Origin of the sequence: Jiulongibacter sediminis, assembly GCF_001306455.1 — a bacterium.
Taxonomy (GTDB): Bacteria; Bacteroidota; Bacteroidia; order Cytophagales; family Spirosomataceae; genus Jiulongibacter; species Jiulongibacter sediminis.
Genome location: NZ_LGTQ01000005.1, coordinates 1,023,036 through 1,038,677, shown reverse-complemented (window position 1 = coordinate 1,038,677; position 15,642 = coordinate 1,023,036). Strand labels below are relative to the sequence as shown.

The following is a 15,642-nucleotide window of genomic DNA, read 5'->3' as shown; positions in this document are numbered from 1 at the left end:
AGGGTCTTTAGGTTTTGGCAAAAATAAGGATTTAAAATTCTCAGGCTGAGCAGGGCTTAGAAAAACATCATATATCTTTGCTTCATGTCTTCAGAAAAATCAGGTTCTAAACTTCCGATCACTGCTATCATTCTGACGTATAACGAAGAAAAGAATATCAGAGATTGCATCGAAAGTGTTTATCATTGGCTGGATGAAATCTATGTGGTAGACTCCTTTTCAACGGACAGAACTCTTGAGATAATAAGTGAATATCCTGATGTAAAGATGGTTCAGCATGATTTTGAGAATTACAGTACCCAGAGAAACTGGGCTTTCCAAAATCTTGACATTGCTAATGATTTCATTTTTAATCTTGATGCTGATCACCGGGCAATGCCTGAGCTGGCTGATGAACTAAGAAATCATTTCTCAATCGGGATACCACAAAATATCAATGGTTTTATGGCTTCTCGTAGAACCATGTTCCTTGGCCGTTGGATTAAAAAAGGTGGACATTACCCAGTCTATCACGCCATTATTTTCAGGAAAGGGCATGGAGAGTGTGAACAAAAAAACTACGATCAGCATTTTATTATTCATGGTGAGTCAATAGTATTAAAGTCAAACGTAATTGACATTATTACTGAGTCTCTGAGCACATTTACCGAAAGACATAACAAATGGGCGACACTTGAGGCAGCTGAGGCCATTGCCTATTCAAAAGAAATGGAAGCCGGCAGGGTTAAGGCTGATAAGGAGGGGAATCCAATGGAGTACCGACGGTACCAGCGAATGAAATATTATTCCTATCCCATCTTTTTGAGAGTCTTTCTTTACTTTGGTTACAGATTCGTTTTAAAAGGCGGTTTTCTGGAAGGGAAACAAGGTTTGGTTTTCCATTTTTTACAAGGTTTTTGGTTCCGATTTTTAGTTGATGCCAAGATTTGGGAAATGAAATACAATCAGGAATTAAATGAAAGTAAGACAGGAGTCAAAAGGTAATTATACGCTTTATACTCAGGATGCTGAGGGAGAAGTTGAATTGAACCAAGCATTAAAAAAGCTTGAGGTTTCTTCAGTTTTTCAATTAACCGGAGAACTCTCAAATGAGGTTTTGGGTGGGCTGCAGGAAGTCAAAAGTGAGCTCGAAGAAAACTATACTCTTTTTATTTTTGTCAATAATGACAGTTTGAAAAAGGGTATAGAAGAATTGGGAAGCGAATTTATTATTTACCTACCCACCCTTCATGAAGCCGAAGAGGCGATAATGATGAACGAATTAGAAAAACAGTTTCGCTCTGAAATGGGCGAAGAATAAGAGAGCCACTTTGAAATTCACAGTTTTCGGAATTGGATCAGCTACACCCCAGATAGGGAAACACCCTTCAGCATTTTTGCTTGAGATAGAAAACGAGTATGTGCTGATAGACTGCGGAGAAGGTACTCAATTTCGCCTGCTTGAACATAAAATCAAGCATACTCGTCTCAGAACTATCTGCATAAGTCATCTGCATGGAGATCATTACTTTGGTTTAGTTGGCTTACTATCCAGCCTTAGTCTTGCCCGACGAAACGAACCGCTGACTCTAATTGGCCCGAAAAGCCTGCTGGAGATCGTGAATATACAGTTGCTGAACTCAGGCAATGATTTGAGCTTCGAACTCATTTTTGTGCCAACAGACCCTCAACACAGAAAATTGGTATTGGAAAAGAAGCACTTTAAGATTGAGTGTTTTCCATTGATTCACCGAATTCCTACTACAGGTTTTTTGATCACAAAAAAAAGAGGTCAAAGGCATTTAATTCCGGATAAATTGCCGGATGATTTTCCACATACTTTTATTCATTTGCTCAAAGAAGGTAAAGATGTCACTGATGAACTCAATGGGGTAACATATCATTATCTCGACTATACCACTGAGGGCGATCCGCCAAAGGTTTTTGCCTACTGCTCAGATACAGCCTTTAATCCTGGAATGCTTGAGACCATCAAGAACGCAGACTTGATTTATCATGAGGCTACTTTTACCAAAGAATTGACCGCCAGAGCTCAAAAAACACAACACAGCACTGCTGAACAGGCTGCTGAAATTGCGAAGGCTGCAGGAGCTAAAAAGTTAGTGCTCGGTCATTTCTCCTCCAGATACAAAGATATTGAAGGGCATCTTACTGAGGCTCAGGCTGTTTTCGAGAACTCAGAATTGGCGGAACAGGGCAAGAATTATGAGATAAAATAAAAAATTTGGACATTTAAACTATATACTCTACCGATTTAGTAGATTATTAATATCTTTGCACATCATTACATCAAAAAGGAAGTGATTTTATGCAGAGTTTCAGAACAGAATTGGAGAATCCGCTGGTAGAAAAAGATATCATCGATTTAGAAAAAAAGATACGTCTTTTCAAGGAAGGGAAAATTGATGAGGAGAAATTCAGAAGTCTGAGGTTGGCGAGAGGTGTTTATGGCCAGCGTCAGCAGGGTGTTCAGATGATTCGTATAAAGCTGCCTTATGGCAAAATGACATTTGATCAGTGGAGGAGAATTTGTGATGTTTGTGATGAGTACTCTACAGGTAATCTTCATTTTACGACGAGACAAGATATCCAAATTCATTACGTTAGCCTTGATAGTACCCCAGAGTTATGGAGCGAGCTGGAGCGTGATAATGTAACCTTAAGAGAAGCTTGCGGTAACACGGTCAGAAACGTGACCGCCTCAGTAACTGCTGGTGTCGATAAAGGTGAAGCCTTTGATGTGACGCCATATGCTCATGCATTCTTTCAGTATTTCCTGAGAAACCCTATTTGCCAAGAAATGGGGCGTAAGATAAAAGTTTCTTTCTCTAATACTGATGAGGATACCAGTCTGGCTTTTATGCATGATATGGGTTTTATTCCTCGTATTAAGGATGGAGAAAGAGGATTTAAGGTAGTTGTGGGTGGAGGTTTAGGTGCCCAGCCAAGAATGGCCGATGTAGCCTATGAGTTTCTTCATGAAGATGAAATCATTCCTTTTGCTGAGAGCGTTTTACGTGTCTTTGATCGTCATGGCGAGCGTAACAGCCGAAGCAAAGCGAGAATGAAATTCTTGCTCGACAAGATTGGTCTTGATGAGTTCATGAGCCTTTTAGAGGCAGAAAGAGCTTCATTAAAAAATCAAAAAGTAAAGATTAATACGCTTACGGATGCTCCGGAGTTAGCCTATAAAATTGCAGAAACAACAGACGAATCTGAAGAATATAAGACGTGGCTAGACACCAATGTGATAGTTCAAAAGCAGGAAGACCTCAGGGGTGTCTATGTCCGCGTTCCTTTAGGAAATATCAGTACCACTCGTTCGCGAGAAATTTTAGGTGAGCTTGAAGGGTTTATTGGTAATGATATAAGGGTTACAATTAATCAGGGACTTTTCTTAAGAAATGTGCCGGCCCAGAATTTAGCCTATATTTATCAGGTTCTGAAAAAATACGGTTTTGCCGGTTCTGGTGCCAATAGTGTTTTCAATATCACGGCCTGTCCGGGTACGGATACCTGTAACCTTGCTATCTCAGACAGTACAAGCGTAACCAAAGTACTTGAAGAGACACTTGAACAAAACTTTCCTCAATTGGTAAAAAATAAAGAAATCAATATCAAAATTTCCGGTTGTATGAATTCTTGCGGTCAGCATGGAATGGCCAATATTGGTTTCCATGGAAGCAGCATTCGTACAAAAGATAAAAGGGTAATGCCGGCTCTTCAGGTATTATTAGGAGGAGGGGCCCTTGGTAGTGGAGAAGGAAGAGCAGCTGAAAAAGTTATTAAAGTGCCTAGTAAAAGAGGACCTCAGGTGCTGATTTCTGTTTTAGGAGATTATGAGCAATTCAAAAATGAAGGTGAAAGCTTTAATGACTACTACGACCGTCAGGGTAAAATCTACTTTTATGATCTTCTAAAGCCTTTGGCTGAACTTGATAATCTTCAGGAAACTGATTTTGTGGATTGGGGAAGAGATGAGCAGTTTAAAACAGAGATTGGGGTAGGTGAGTGTGCGTCAGTAATTGTAGACTTAGTAGGAGTTCTGTTCCTTGAGAGTGAAGAGAAAATTGATAACGCTAAAGAGGCCATTGCTGAAGAACGATATGCCGATGGAATTTACCACATCTATGCTGCTCAGGTGAATGCTGCTAAAGCTCTTCTGCTGGACAAAGATGTGAAAACCAATACTCAGATGCGTGTAATTGCTGAGTTTGATGAAAATTATAAAGAAGAGTTTGGAGGATTAATTGCCGAGCAAATTCTTGGAATAAATAAGAATGAACCCTCTAAAGAGTTTGCACTTGACTACCTTTCAAAGGCCGAGAGTTTTATTCACAAAGCCATCAAATTCAGAGAAGAAAGCAAATCATTACAAACCGCCTGATCATGTATCCAAAATTAACACTTGTTGGTGCTGGTCCCGGAGATCCTGATCTGATTACGCTAAAAGCTGTTAAGGCTTTGGCTTCAGCCGATGTGGTTTTGTATGACGCATTGGCAAATCATGAACTTTTGGAGCATTGCTCTGAGAAAGCTGAGTTGATTTACGTTGGCAAAAGAGGACACAAGAGAGGTATTTCTCAAGATCAGATCAATGAACTCATTGTCGAGAAGGCCATTGAGAAAGGTCATGTTGTTCGTTTGAAGGGAGGTGATCCGTTTGTTTTTGGCAGAGGAGGAGAGGAGATCAATTTCGCTACGGAAAGAGGAATTGAAGCTGCCTACATTCCGGGAATATCATCGGTAAACTCTATTGGTATGAGTGGCATTCCGTTAACAGATAGAAACAGTGCGGATGGTTTTTGGGTCATTACGGGTCATAAAAAAGATCGCTCTTTAAGTCGTGATGTTCAGCTTGCAGCCCAATCAAATGCGACTTTGGTCATTTTGATGGGTATGAGTAAGCTGCAAGAGATTTCAAATATTTTGGTTAATGCAGGAAAGGGATATATACCTGCTGCAATTATTCAAAACGTCTCTTCTTCAAAAGAAAAAAAATGTGTGGGAAAAGCAAGTGAGCTTCTTCAAATGGCCGAGGCTAATGACTTGAGTAATCCTGCGGTTATCATAATTGGTGATGTAGTACACGCCTTGAAAAACGGTTTTGGGAAGACGGAAAATGAAAAGCTCCTCGCTTATGAGCGAAGAGCCTGATGTGGATTAAGAAGACGTAATGATTTAATTTCTCAATTATAATGAGAAAATAAATGGTCATCAAAAAGACTTATTAATCGGTCGTTTTTCTAAGAATAGTACTAATTGTTATTTGTTTTCGAAAGATTTTTCAGAATGGAAAAAATTGCACTTTCGCTTAGCGACATCGTAAAATTTAAGAGCATTGCTATCCTGATGGTGGTAATGAAACTGGTACTCGCAGGCGTTTTGATATACCGGGTATATGTTGATTTTTCCCCTGCTACTTTTGAACTGGATCCCTTATTCTACTATTTTGTTTTTGTGGGTTTCATTGCTCAACTGATTGATGGAGCTCTTGGAATGGCCTATGGTGCCACCTGTAGTTCTATGATGCTTAGTGTTGGGGTACCACCAGCATATGCAACAGCAGGTGTTCATACTGCTAAAGTCTTTACGGCAGGGGTTTCGGGGCTTTCCCATATTTTTCTTGGAAACATTGATAAGCAAATGTTTTTCAGAATCGTCATTACAGGGGTAGTTGGTTCCATGATTGGTGCTTATGCGATCTCCGAAATTTTAGACGGGGATACCATTAAACCTTTTGTCTCCATTTACTTGGTATTTCTAGGTATTACGATATTACTCAAAGCCTTCAAAAAGAAACCGGCAGTGCCAGCCAACAGAAACCTTGGCATTCTCGGACTTTACGGAGGCTTTTTTGATGCAATCGGTGGTGGTGGCTGGGGACCTTTAGTAACATCAAATCTGTTAAGTAAGGGTAATCCGGCAAAAGAAACGATAGGTACCGTTAATACAGCGGAGTTTTTTGTGGCATTTTTCAGCACCGGCATTTTTATGTTGTTCGTAGATACTCAGGCGTGGCAGCATATCGCGGCTCTTATTATTGGAGGTATTTTTGCCGCACCTTTGGGGGCATATTTAGTGAAATTTATTCCAACAAAGACACTGATGATTACCGTAGCCGTGGTAGTTATTTTGGTAAGTGTCTTGAATGTGATTACTGTATTTTTTTAAGATGATGAACGCAGAGTTAAAAAATAAAACACTTGAAGAGCGGTTACAATGGGTCGTTGAAAACCATAGTAATATTGTTTTCTCCAGTTCTTTCGGCCAGGAAGATCAGGCCATAACCCATGCCATTTTTTCTCAAAATCTGGAAATTGAGGTTTTTACGCTGGACACCGGCCGTCATTTTCAGGAAACTTATGAGGTGATGGATAAGACCAAATATCGTTATAAAAAGGATTTTACAACTTATTTTCCTGATCAGGATAAGGTTGAAAAACTGGTCAAAGAGAAAGGATTCAATAGCTTTTACGAGTCCGTTGAAAACCGTAAAGAGTGCTGTTTTATTCGGAAGATCGTACCTTTGCGGCGAGCATTGAAAAATGCGGATATCTGGGTTACAGGTCTACGTGCTGACCAAAGTGAAAACAGACAAGACATGCCGATGTGGGAGTGGGATGAGGCCAATCAGGTTCATAAGTTTAATCCGCTGATTGACTGGACTTTTGATCAGTTAGGCATCTATCTGAAAGAAAATAAAGTTCCTCAAAACAGTCTTCACAAAAAGGGTTACGTGAGCATAGGTTGTGCCCCATGTACCCGGGCAATTACCGAAGGTGAGCACCCAAGAGCCGGTAGATGGTGGTGGGAAGAATCTCAGAAGGAGTGTGGCTTACACGCGGTAAAATAGAATTGAAAATGAATTTAAATACGAAAGAAACAGTGTCAGAATTGAACAACAGAACTGATTACGCTACAAACAAAAGTTTCCCGAGGCAGCTTGAAGATGAGGCCATTTATATCATGAGAGAGGTGGCAGCTCAGTTTGAAAAGCCGGCTATTCTATTTTCTGGTGGTAAAGACTCAATTACCTTGGTAAGATTAGCACAAAAAGCCTTTTACCCAGGCAAGATTCCTTTTCCCTTATTACATGTTGATACCGGTCATAACTTCCCTGAAACCATCGAATTCAGAGATAAACTGGTCGCTGAACTTGGACTGGAGTTAATTGTAGGTTCAGTAGAGGAGTCAATTCAGCAAGGTAAAGTTAAAGAGGAGACCGGCAAATATGCCAGTAGAAATGCTCTGCAAACCGTGACGCTACTTGATCATATTGAAGCCAACAAATTTGATGCATGTATTGGTGGAGCTCGTCGTGACGAAGAAAAGGCGAGAGCTAAAGAACGTATTTTCAGTGTCAGAGATGATTTCGGTCAATGGGATGCCAAAAAGCAACGCCCTGAAATGTTTGATATGTTAAATGGCCGGATTGAAATTGGTGAAAACGTTCGAGTTTTCCCTATCTCAAACTGGACGGAGCTTGATGTATGGAATTATATCAAAGAAGAGGGAATTGAAATTCCTTCAATATACTACGCTCACACCAGAAAGGTGTTTGATCGTGATGGTATGATTTGGTCAGATTCCGACTTTATCAATAAGTCAGAAGATGAAGTACCTTATGAAGCCGTCGTGAGATTCAGAACAGTAGGAGACATGACCTGTACGGCAGCCGTAAGCTCAGATGCAGATAATATTGATCAGATCATTGATGAAATCGTAAGTGCTGAAATTTCAGAACGCGGTGCCCGAATTGATGATAAGAGATCAGAAGCGGCGATGGAGAAAAGAAAGCAGCAGGGGTATTTTTAAAACAAGACATGTGACGAAGGTCGGTTATTTAAAGAAATAGCTTCTTTAACCGGTCTTACGCATTCAATTTTCAAAATAGAGAAATGGACATACTTAAGATAGCAACAGCAGGTTCGGTGGATGATGGGAAAAGTACTCTGATCGGCCGTTTGTTGTACGAAACAAAATCAATCACGAAAGACAAAATCGAGGCTCTGGAATCAGCTTCCAAAAGAAAAGGACTTGACTTTACCGATTTGTCCTTATTGACTGACGGCCTAATTGCTGAGCGTGAGCAGGGGATTACAATCGATGTAGCTCATATTTATTTCAATACGCCGCAGCGTAAATATATTATTGCTGATACTCCGGGGCACTTTGAGTACACCAGAAACATGGTGACAGGTGCAAGTAACGCTTCTGTTTCTATCATTCTTATTGACTCCAGAAACGGGGTGTCTGAGCAAACAAAGAGACATTATTATATCAGCTCTTTGCTAAGAATGGAGAACGTAATCGTGGCTATCAACAAAATGGACCTTGTAGATTACAGCCAGGAGCGTTTTGAGGAGATCAAAGCTGATTTTGAAAATACAGTAGGTAAATCCGGTTTTGAAGGTCAGAAAATTACTTTCATTCCACTTTCCTCTTTATATGGTGAGAATATCACCACCAAATCAGAAAAAATGAGCTGGTTTGAGGGGAATGCTCTACTTCAGGAGCTGGAGCAGCTTGAAAACAGACAGCAGAGAATCGGAGATGATGATTTCCCGGCTCGTCTTTCAGTTCAGTATGTGATCAGACCAAAAACGACTGAATATCATGATTTCAGAGGCTACGCCGGTAGAATTAGTAGTGGTGAGTTTCAGGTGGGTGATCAGGTAATTGCATTGCCGAGTAGACAAATATCTTCAATTAAGTCTATTGAGAAGTTTGAAACCAAGCTTGATATGGCTTCTGCCGGTGATTCCGTGGTGATTACGCTCGAGGATGACATTGATATCAGTCGTGGAAACATGTTGGCCAAAGTGGGCCAGGCTCCGGAAGGTACAAAAGCTATTCAGGCTAAAATATGCTGGATGGATAGTACTCCGTTGTCAGCTGGAAAGACGTATATTCTTCAGCATGGTATCAATGATCAAAAGGCCAAAATTTTGTCTATTGAGTCTGTCCTTGATGTGGAGCATTTAGAAGAGTCTTCAGAAAGATCTGATATTAAGCTGAATGAAATCGGATTGGTCAACATTAAAACAGCAGGTGAACTATTCGCGGACAAATACGCAGATAATCCCCTGAACGGCTCATTTATCTTGATTGACCCAATGACAAATAACACTGCCGGACTTGGATTTATTCAATAACTGAATTAGAGTTTCTAAGGATAATAGGGAGATAATTGACCACAATCGTCTCCTTTTTTTATGATTTCATTTGCTAAATTGTATTATTCTAAGCCAAAGTTTTGAAATAAAAATTTTTTAATTGTCAAGACAATAAAATTGAAAATGGACTGCCGTTGTCCACTTTTTTTGTTATTATATTGCAAGTCGGAGCCTAAAATAAAATCAACAGTTTTATAGTCTGCCAATCTTTTACTGAGTGAAAAAGGAAGGTGAAATACGGCCCCTGAGTACATCAAAATAATAGTTTAAGGAATGATTGAAACTCAACAAAACACAGGTTTATACCAGCAGGAGTTTGAGCATGATGCGTGTGGTATTGGATTCAGAGCCCATTTAAAGGGTAGAAAATCGCACAGTATTGTCACCGATGCCATTCAGATGTTGGAAAGAATGGATCACCGTGGTGCTTGTGGCTGCGACCCCAATACAGGTGATGGGGCAGGTCTTTTGCTACAGATACCGCATGAATTTTTTATTTCGGAAGCGAGAAAAAATGGCTTTAAACTTCCCGGTGCAGGGGAATATGGCGTCGGACAAATCTTTTTTCCTTTTGATCAGAAAGTAAGAGAAGAATCCAGAGAGATTTTTAATCGTCTGGCAAAAGAGTTAAACCTTGAAATTTTAGGCTACAGAAAAGTTCCTACTTTGAATGACACGCTTGGCGAAGGGTCATTGAAAGTAGAACCTTGGGTAGAGCAGGTTTTTGTAAAGAAACCAAGTGATATTGAAGATGAGCTTACTTTTGAGCGTAAATTATATGTATTGCGTCAGTACTCTTCAGGAGTAATTAAAGACTCTGTGAAAGGTGCTAAGGAGCGTTATTACTGCTCAAGCCTTTCTTGCAGAACAATATCTTATAAAGGTCAGCTTACCACTGATCAGCTGAAATATTATTTCCCTGATTTACAGGATGAGAAAGTAGTGTCGGCTTTTGCAATTGTACATTCCCGTTTCTCTACCAACACTTTCCCTTCATGGAAACTGGCTCAGCCTTTCCGTTATATCGCTCACAATGGTGAGATTAATACCGTAAAAGGTAATGTAAACTGGATCAGAGCCGCTGAAACGACTTTCTTCTCTGAGTTCTTCACCAAAGAAGAAATGGATATGATTCTGCCGATTTGTGAGGCAGGAAACTCAGATTCAGCGATGCTTGATAATGCGATTGAGCTTCTTTACATGTCTGGCCGTTCGCTCCCGCATGTAATGATGATGCTTGTACCGGAAGCCTGGGATGGTAATGAAGATATGGATCCGGTAAGAAAGGCGTTTTATGAGTATCACGCTACTATCATGGAACCATGGGATGGCCCTGCCTCCATATCATTTACAGATGGCAAAATAGTGGGAGCCACTCTTGATAGAAATGGTCTTCGACCCTCACGTTACTGGGTATTGAACGATGATACCGTAGTAATGGCTTCAGAAGCCGGTGTTTTAGATATTGACCAGTCAACGGTAGTTTCAAAAGGCCGTTTACAACCAGGACGTATGTTCGTGGTTGACATGGAAGAAGGCCGTATTATTCCTGACGAGGAGTTGAAAGCAGATATTTGTAGTCGTCAGCCGTATCAGGAGTGGATTGATAATAACAAAATCAATATTGAGAATCTTCCGGAGTCCATCAGACCTTATACGCATTACAGCAGAGAAAAGCTTCTCAAAAGACAAATTACTGCCGGTTATACTTCTGAGGATCTAAGAATGATTCTTGGGCCTATGGCTTCTCTTGGAAAAGAGGCGATTGGTTCAATGGGTGTGGATACGCCATTGGCTATTCTCTCTGATCAAAGTCAGCACCTATCTTCTTATTTCAAGCAACTCTTTGCTCAGGTAACCAACCCACCGATTGATTCCATTAGGGAGAGATCAATTATGTCTTTGATATCTTTTGTGGGTTCTGCACAAAATATTCTGACAGAGTCTCCTAAGCACTGTAGACAAGTACAGTTACAACAGCCGGTATTGACTCCGAAGGAATTTGATAAACTGAGGTTTGTGGATTATGAAGGATTCCAGGCTAAAACTATCAATTCCTACTTCTTTGCCAATACTGAGAATGTTGGAGAATCGCTGGCCTTTGCTCTTGAAAGAATCTGTAGATATGCCGAAGACGCGATCAGAGACGGTTTTGAGATCCTGATTTTATCAGACAGAGCGGTTGATTCTGAGCATGCGGCTATTCCTTCTTTGCTTGCAACATCAGCAGTTCATCATCATTTGATTAAAAAAGGATTACGTGGTGAAATAGGTTTGGTTGTGGAGGCTGCCGATATCTGGGAGTCTCATCATATTGCTACACTGATTGGGTTCGGTGCAGCGGCAGTTTGTCCATATCTGGCTTTTGAGACCCTTACTCAAATGAATCAGGATGGCAGACTTGACGGTGATTTTACGGATGAACAAGCTTACTATAATTATATCAAGGCTGCAGATAAAGAACTATTGAAGATCTTCTCAAAAATGGGAATTTCAACACTTCAGTCGTATCAGGGAGCTCAGATTTTCGAGTGTCTTGGTTTGAATAAATCTGTTGTTGACAAGTACTTCACCGGAACGGTTTCTCGTGTTGGTGGTTTGGGTATCAATGAAATTGCCAAAGAGGTTATCATCAGACACCGTGTTGCCTATCCTGCTGTTGAACAGGAGTCTGTTCAACGACTTGAAGTGGGCGGCGTTTACCAATGGAAACAGCGTGGTGAGAAGCACATGTTCAATCCGGATACTATTCATTTGCTTCAGCAGGCATGTAGAGTAGGCGAGAAGGACATTAATGAAGGATACAAAATATTCAGAAAGTATACCAAGCTGATCAATGATCAGACCAAGGACGCTTTGACTTTAAGAGGTCTTCTTCAATTCAAAGAGTCTGAGCCTGTACCTCTGGATGAAGTGGAGTCTGTTGAAGAAATCTTCAAAAGATTCGCGACAGGAGCCATGTCTTTCGGTTCGATTTCATGGGAGGCTCATACGACGCTCGCCATTGCCATGAACAGAATTGGCGGTAGCTCAAACTCAGGTGAAGGAGGGGAAGACGAGATTCGTTACACTCCGGATGAGAATGGAGACAACCTATCTTCAAAAATTAAGCAGGTGGCTTCCGGTAGATTTGGAGTAACAAGTTATTACCTGTCAAATGCGAAGGAGCTGCAGATCAAAATGGCTCAGGGAGCTAAGCCTGGTGAAGGTGGTCAGCTTCCGGGTCATAAGGTTGATGACTGGATCGGTAAAGTAAGACATTCTACTCCGGGTGTTGGTTTGATTTCTCCACCACCGCACCACGACATCTACTCTATTGAGGATTTGGCTCAGTTGATTTATGATTTGAAAAACTCTAACGAGGATGCTCGAATTTCTGTAAAACTGGTCTCTGAAGCTGGAGTAGGTACTATTGCAACTGGTGTTGCAAAAGCACACTCTGATGTGGTACTCATTGCTGGTTATGATGGAGGTACGGGTGCTTCGCCACTTTCTTCAATCAGACATGCTGGTTTGCCATGGGAGCTTGGTCTTGCTGAAACGCATCAAACTCTTGTTAAAAACAAACTTCGTGGTCGTATTGTAGTTCAGGCCGATGGTCAGATGAGAACTGGTCGCGATCTTGCCATTGCAACCTTGCTTGGTGCGGAAGAATACGGTGTAGCAACTGCTGCATTGGTAGCTGCAGGCTGTATCATGATGCGTAAGTGCCACATGAATACTTGTCCGGTCGGTATTGCCACGCAGAGAAAAGAATTGAGAGCTCTATTCAGCGGCAAGCCTGAACATGTGGTGAACATGTTTACTTATCTGGCGATGGAAATGCGTGAAATCATGGCTGAGCTAGGTTTCAGAACTGTCAACGAGATGGTTGGTCAAGTGCAGTTGCTTGAGAAGAGAAATGATATCAAGCACTGGAAATACAAAGAGCTTGATCTTTCAAAAATCCTTTACAAAGAGCCAACAACCTTAGACGTAGCTCAATATAAGCAGGAGGAGCAGGATCATGGTATTCAATTGGTTTTAGACAGACAAATGATCAAAGATGCTAAACCTGCACTTGAAAAAGGTGAGCAGGTTAAAGCTGAATACAAGGTTAATAATCTGGACAGAACCATCGGAGCCATGCTTTCAAACAAGGTCTCTCAGAAATACAAAGGTGATGGTTTGCCTGCGGGTACAATTCATTACAGATTCCGAGGAACTGCTGGTCAGTCATTTGGTGCTTTCTCAACGAAAGGTTTGAAGTTTGAACTTGAAGGTGATGCCAATGATTACTTCGGTAAAGGTCTTTGTGGTGCGGAACTGATCGTTTATCCTGATAGAGAAGCTACTTTCAAAGCTGAGGAAAATATGGCTGTTGGTAATGTTTCATTCTACGGAGCTACCTCAGGTGAGGCCTTCATCAGAGGTTTAGCAGGTGAGCGATTCTGTGTGAGAAACTCCGGTGCCAGAGTGGTTGTGGAAGGTATTGGTGACCACGGTTGCGAATATATGACGGGTGGAACCGCTATTATTCTTGGTGAAACCGGAAGGAACTTCGCTGCTGGTATGAGTGGAGGTTTAGCCTTTGTTTTTGACAAGGATGACAGTTTCGATGAGAAGTGTAATAAAGAGTTGGTTGACCTTGAAGAAATAGATGCCGACGACGAGGCTATGTTGAAAGGAATGATCAACAAGCATCTGGAAGCTACGAAAAGCACGGTTGCCAAGGAGATTCTTGACAACTGGGAAAGCGTAAAGAATAAGTTTGTGAAGGTTTATCCTCGTGATTACAAGCGTATTCTGACAGAAAGGAAAGAGAAAGCCAATTTGGTAGCGGCATAAAGAAATCTAATTTTAAAAGTACAACAAGATTAAAATGGGAAAACCTACAGGTTTCTTAGAAATAGAAAGAAAGGCTTCTCAAAAGAGAGCCATAGAAGATAGAAAAAAGGATTATCAGGAAGTCGACGTTGCTTACAGCAGTGAGCAAACGAAAGATCAGGCAGCCAGATGTATGGATTGCGGTATACCTTTTTGTCACAGCGGTTGTCCTTTAGGAAATATCATTCCTGAGTTTAATGACGCCGTTTATGATGAAAACTGGAAATTGGCCTATGAGCTCCTTTCCAGTACTAACAATTTCCCGGAGTTTACTGGAAGAATTTGCCCGGCACCTTGTGAGGCTGCATGCGTTCTCGGTATCAATAAACCGCCGGTGGCTATCGAATATATTGAGAAATCAATTATCGAAAGAGCATTTGAAGAAGGTTGGGTAGTACCTCAGCCGCCAAAAAACAGAACCGGTAAGAAAGTAGCCGTGGTAGGATCTGGCCCTGCTGGTATGGCAGCTGCTGATCAGTTGAACAAAGCTGGTCATACTGTCACACTTTATGAAAGAGCAGATCAGATCGGTGGTCTTGTCAGATATGGTATTCCGGATTTTAAACTGAACAAGGATATTATTGATAGAAGGGCCGAAGTTATGAAGGCTGAAGGTATCATTATCAAAACCGGCGTCAATGTTGGTGTTGATGTAAAAGCTTCTCAACTAGAAAGAGATTTCGACGCAGTCGTGCTTACAGGAGGTTCTACAGTGCCACGTGATTTGAATATTCCGGGAAGAGAGCTTAAAGGGGTTCATTTTGCAATGGAGTTCCTAAGTCAGCAAAACAAAAGAGTCGCTGACTCAAAAGGAAAGAATGTCGATCAGTCGGTTGACCATCAGGGTTTTGCTTATGAGAATGGAGAAATCTGGGCAACGGATAAGAATGTGGTTGTCATCGGTGGAGGTGATACCGGCTCTGACTGTGTGGGTACCTCAAATCGTCATAAAGCGAAGAGTATAAGTCAGATTGAGATCATGCCAATGCCTCCAAAAGAGAGGGCCGAAAGTACTCCTTGGCCTTTATGGCCAATGCAACTCAGAACCAGTACTTCTCATGAAGAAGGCTGCGAAAGGGGCTGGTCAATCAATACTAAAGAGTTCGTTGGTGATGGAAACGGTAACCTCAAAGCTCTGAAAACAGTAGAGATTGAATGGGTGAAAGATAATGGCAGAATGGTCATGAAAGATATCCAGGGAACTGAGAAGGAGATTCCTTGTGAGTTGGCTTTGCTTGCGGCCGGTTTCTTACATCCTCAGCATGATGGATTACTGAATGATCTAGGCATAGAATATGACCAAAGAGGAAATATCAATGCTCCGAAATATCAAACGAGCAATGAAAAAATCTTTGCAGCAGGTGATATGAGAAGGGGGCAATCGCTCGTTGTTTGGGCCATTTCAGAAGGTCGTGAAGCTGCCAGAGCTGTAGATGAGTATCTTATGGGTGAGTCTTTCCTCGAAGCAAAGGCTGTTTCAATGATCTCGCCTTCTTACCTGGGTGTTTAAAGAAGCATAAAATTATAATTGTATAAAATGGAAAGCAGTTCTCATATGAGGGCTGCTTTTTTGAATTTTGGGCCTATGATTTTAATA

The 15,642-nt window shown here is 41.2% G+C and carries 11 protein-coding genes; all 11 read left to right on the top strand.

Features of this window, described 5'->3' with window-relative positions:
- The first annotated feature begins 84 nt into the window (after positions 1–84).
- The 11 genes from AFM12_RS04580 to AFM12_RS04525 all read left to right on the top strand — a co-directional run bounded on the left by AFM12_RS04580 (position 85) and on the right by AFM12_RS04525 (position 15,555).
- Positions 85–984, top strand: coding sequence for a glycosyltransferase family 2 protein (locus tag AFM12_RS04580; RefSeq protein WP_055144338.1), 900 nt, complete (start codon positions 85–87; stop codon positions 982–984).
- Positions 956–1,300, top strand: coding sequence for a hypothetical protein (locus AFM12_RS04575; RefSeq protein WP_055144336.1), 345 nt, complete (start codon positions 956–958; stop codon positions 1,298–1,300). Before AFM12_RS04580 ends, AFM12_RS04575 begins: the two co-directional genes overlap by 29 nt.
- Before the next feature lie 10 nt (positions 1,301–1,310).
- Complete coding sequence (locus AFM12_RS04570) at positions 1,311–2,219, top strand: ribonuclease Z (protein WP_055144334.1); 909 nt, start codon at positions 1,311–1,313, stop codon at positions 2,217–2,219.
- An 89-nt stretch (positions 2,220–2,308) separates the two neighbouring features.
- Positions 2,309–4,387 carry a ferredoxin-like domain-containing protein gene (locus AFM12_RS04565; RefSeq protein ID WP_055144332.1) on the top strand — a complete coding sequence of 693 codons (2,079 nt, stop codon included), beginning with the start codon at positions 2,309–2,311 and terminating at the stop codon, positions 4,385–4,387.
- A 2-nt stretch (positions 4,388–4,389) separates the two neighbouring features.
- Positions 4,390–5,157 (top strand): uroporphyrinogen-III C-methyltransferase, encoded by a 768-nt coding sequence (gene cobA / locus AFM12_RS04560; protein ID WP_055144330.1) that lies wholly within the window; start codon positions 4,390–4,392, stop codon positions 5,155–5,157.
- Positions 5,158–5,292: 135 nt separating this feature from the next.
- The gene (locus AFM12_RS04555; RefSeq protein WP_055144328.1) at positions 5,293–6,174 is read left to right on the top strand and encodes a sulfite exporter TauE/SafE family protein; all 882 of its coding nucleotides are present in this window, start codon (positions 5,293–5,295) and stop codon (positions 6,172–6,174) included.
- A gap of 1 nt (position 6,175) precedes the next feature.
- Complete coding sequence (locus AFM12_RS04550) at positions 6,176–6,856, top strand: phosphoadenylyl-sulfate reductase (protein WP_095533191.1); 681 nt, start codon at positions 6,176–6,178, stop codon at positions 6,854–6,856.
- An 8-nt stretch (positions 6,857–6,864) separates the two neighbouring features.
- Positions 6,865–7,818, top strand: a complete 954-nt coding sequence (gene cysD / locus AFM12_RS04545; protein ID WP_082391193.1) for a sulfate adenylyltransferase subunit CysD — start codon at positions 6,865–6,867, stop codon at positions 7,816–7,818.
- An 83-nt stretch (positions 7,819–7,901) separates the two neighbouring features.
- On the top strand, positions 7,902–9,158 hold the full coding sequence (locus AFM12_RS04540) for a sulfate adenylyltransferase subunit 1 (RefSeq protein WP_055144326.1): 1,257 nt from the start codon (positions 7,902–7,904) through the stop codon (positions 9,156–9,158).
- 294 nt (positions 9,159–9,452) lie between these two features.
- Positions 9,453–14,006: a glutamate synthase large subunit gene (gene gltB, locus AFM12_RS04530; protein WP_055144321.1), complete on the top strand. Its 4,554-nt coding sequence runs from the start codon at positions 9,453–9,455 to the stop codon at positions 14,004–14,006.
- A gap of 34 nt (positions 14,007–14,040) precedes the next feature.
- Positions 14,041–15,555: a glutamate synthase subunit beta gene (locus tag AFM12_RS04525; RefSeq protein WP_055144319.1), complete on the top strand. Its 1,515-nt coding sequence runs from the start codon at positions 14,041–14,043 to the stop codon at positions 15,553–15,555.
- Positions 15,556–15,642 lie beyond the last annotated feature (87 nt).

Coding starts and splice junctions, on each gene's coding strand:
- AFM12_RS04580 (WP_055144338.1), top strand. CDS start 85: ATGTCTTCAGAAAAATCAGGTTCTAAACTTCCGATCACTGCTATCATT.
- AFM12_RS04575 (WP_055144336.1), top strand. CDS start 956: ATGAAAGTAAGACAGGAGTCAAAAGGTAATTATACGCTTTATACTCAG.
- AFM12_RS04565 (WP_055144332.1), top strand. CDS start 2,309: ATGCAGAGTTTCAGAACAGAATTGGAGAATCCGCTGGTAGAAAAAGAT.
- cobA (WP_055144330.1), top strand. CDS start 4,390: ATGTATCCAAAATTAACACTTGTTGGTGCTGGTCCCGGAGATCCTGAT.
- AFM12_RS04555 (WP_055144328.1), top strand. CDS start 5,293: ATGGAAAAAATTGCACTTTCGCTTAGCGACATCGTAAAATTTAAGAGC.
- AFM12_RS04550 (WP_095533191.1), top strand. CDS start 6,176: ATGATGAACGCAGAGTTAAAAAATAAAACACTTGAAGAGCGGTTACAA.
- cysD (WP_082391193.1), top strand. CDS start 6,865: ATGAATTTAAATACGAAAGAAACAGTGTCAGAATTGAACAACAGAACT.
- AFM12_RS04540 (WP_055144326.1), top strand. CDS start 7,902: ATGGACATACTTAAGATAGCAACAGCAGGTTCGGTGGATGATGGGAAA.
- gltB (WP_055144321.1), top strand. CDS start 9,453: ATGATTGAAACTCAACAAAACACAGGTTTATACCAGCAGGAGTTTGAG.
- AFM12_RS04525 (WP_055144319.1), top strand. CDS start 14,041: ATGGGAAAACCTACAGGTTTCTTAGAAATAGAAAGAAAGGCTTCTCAA.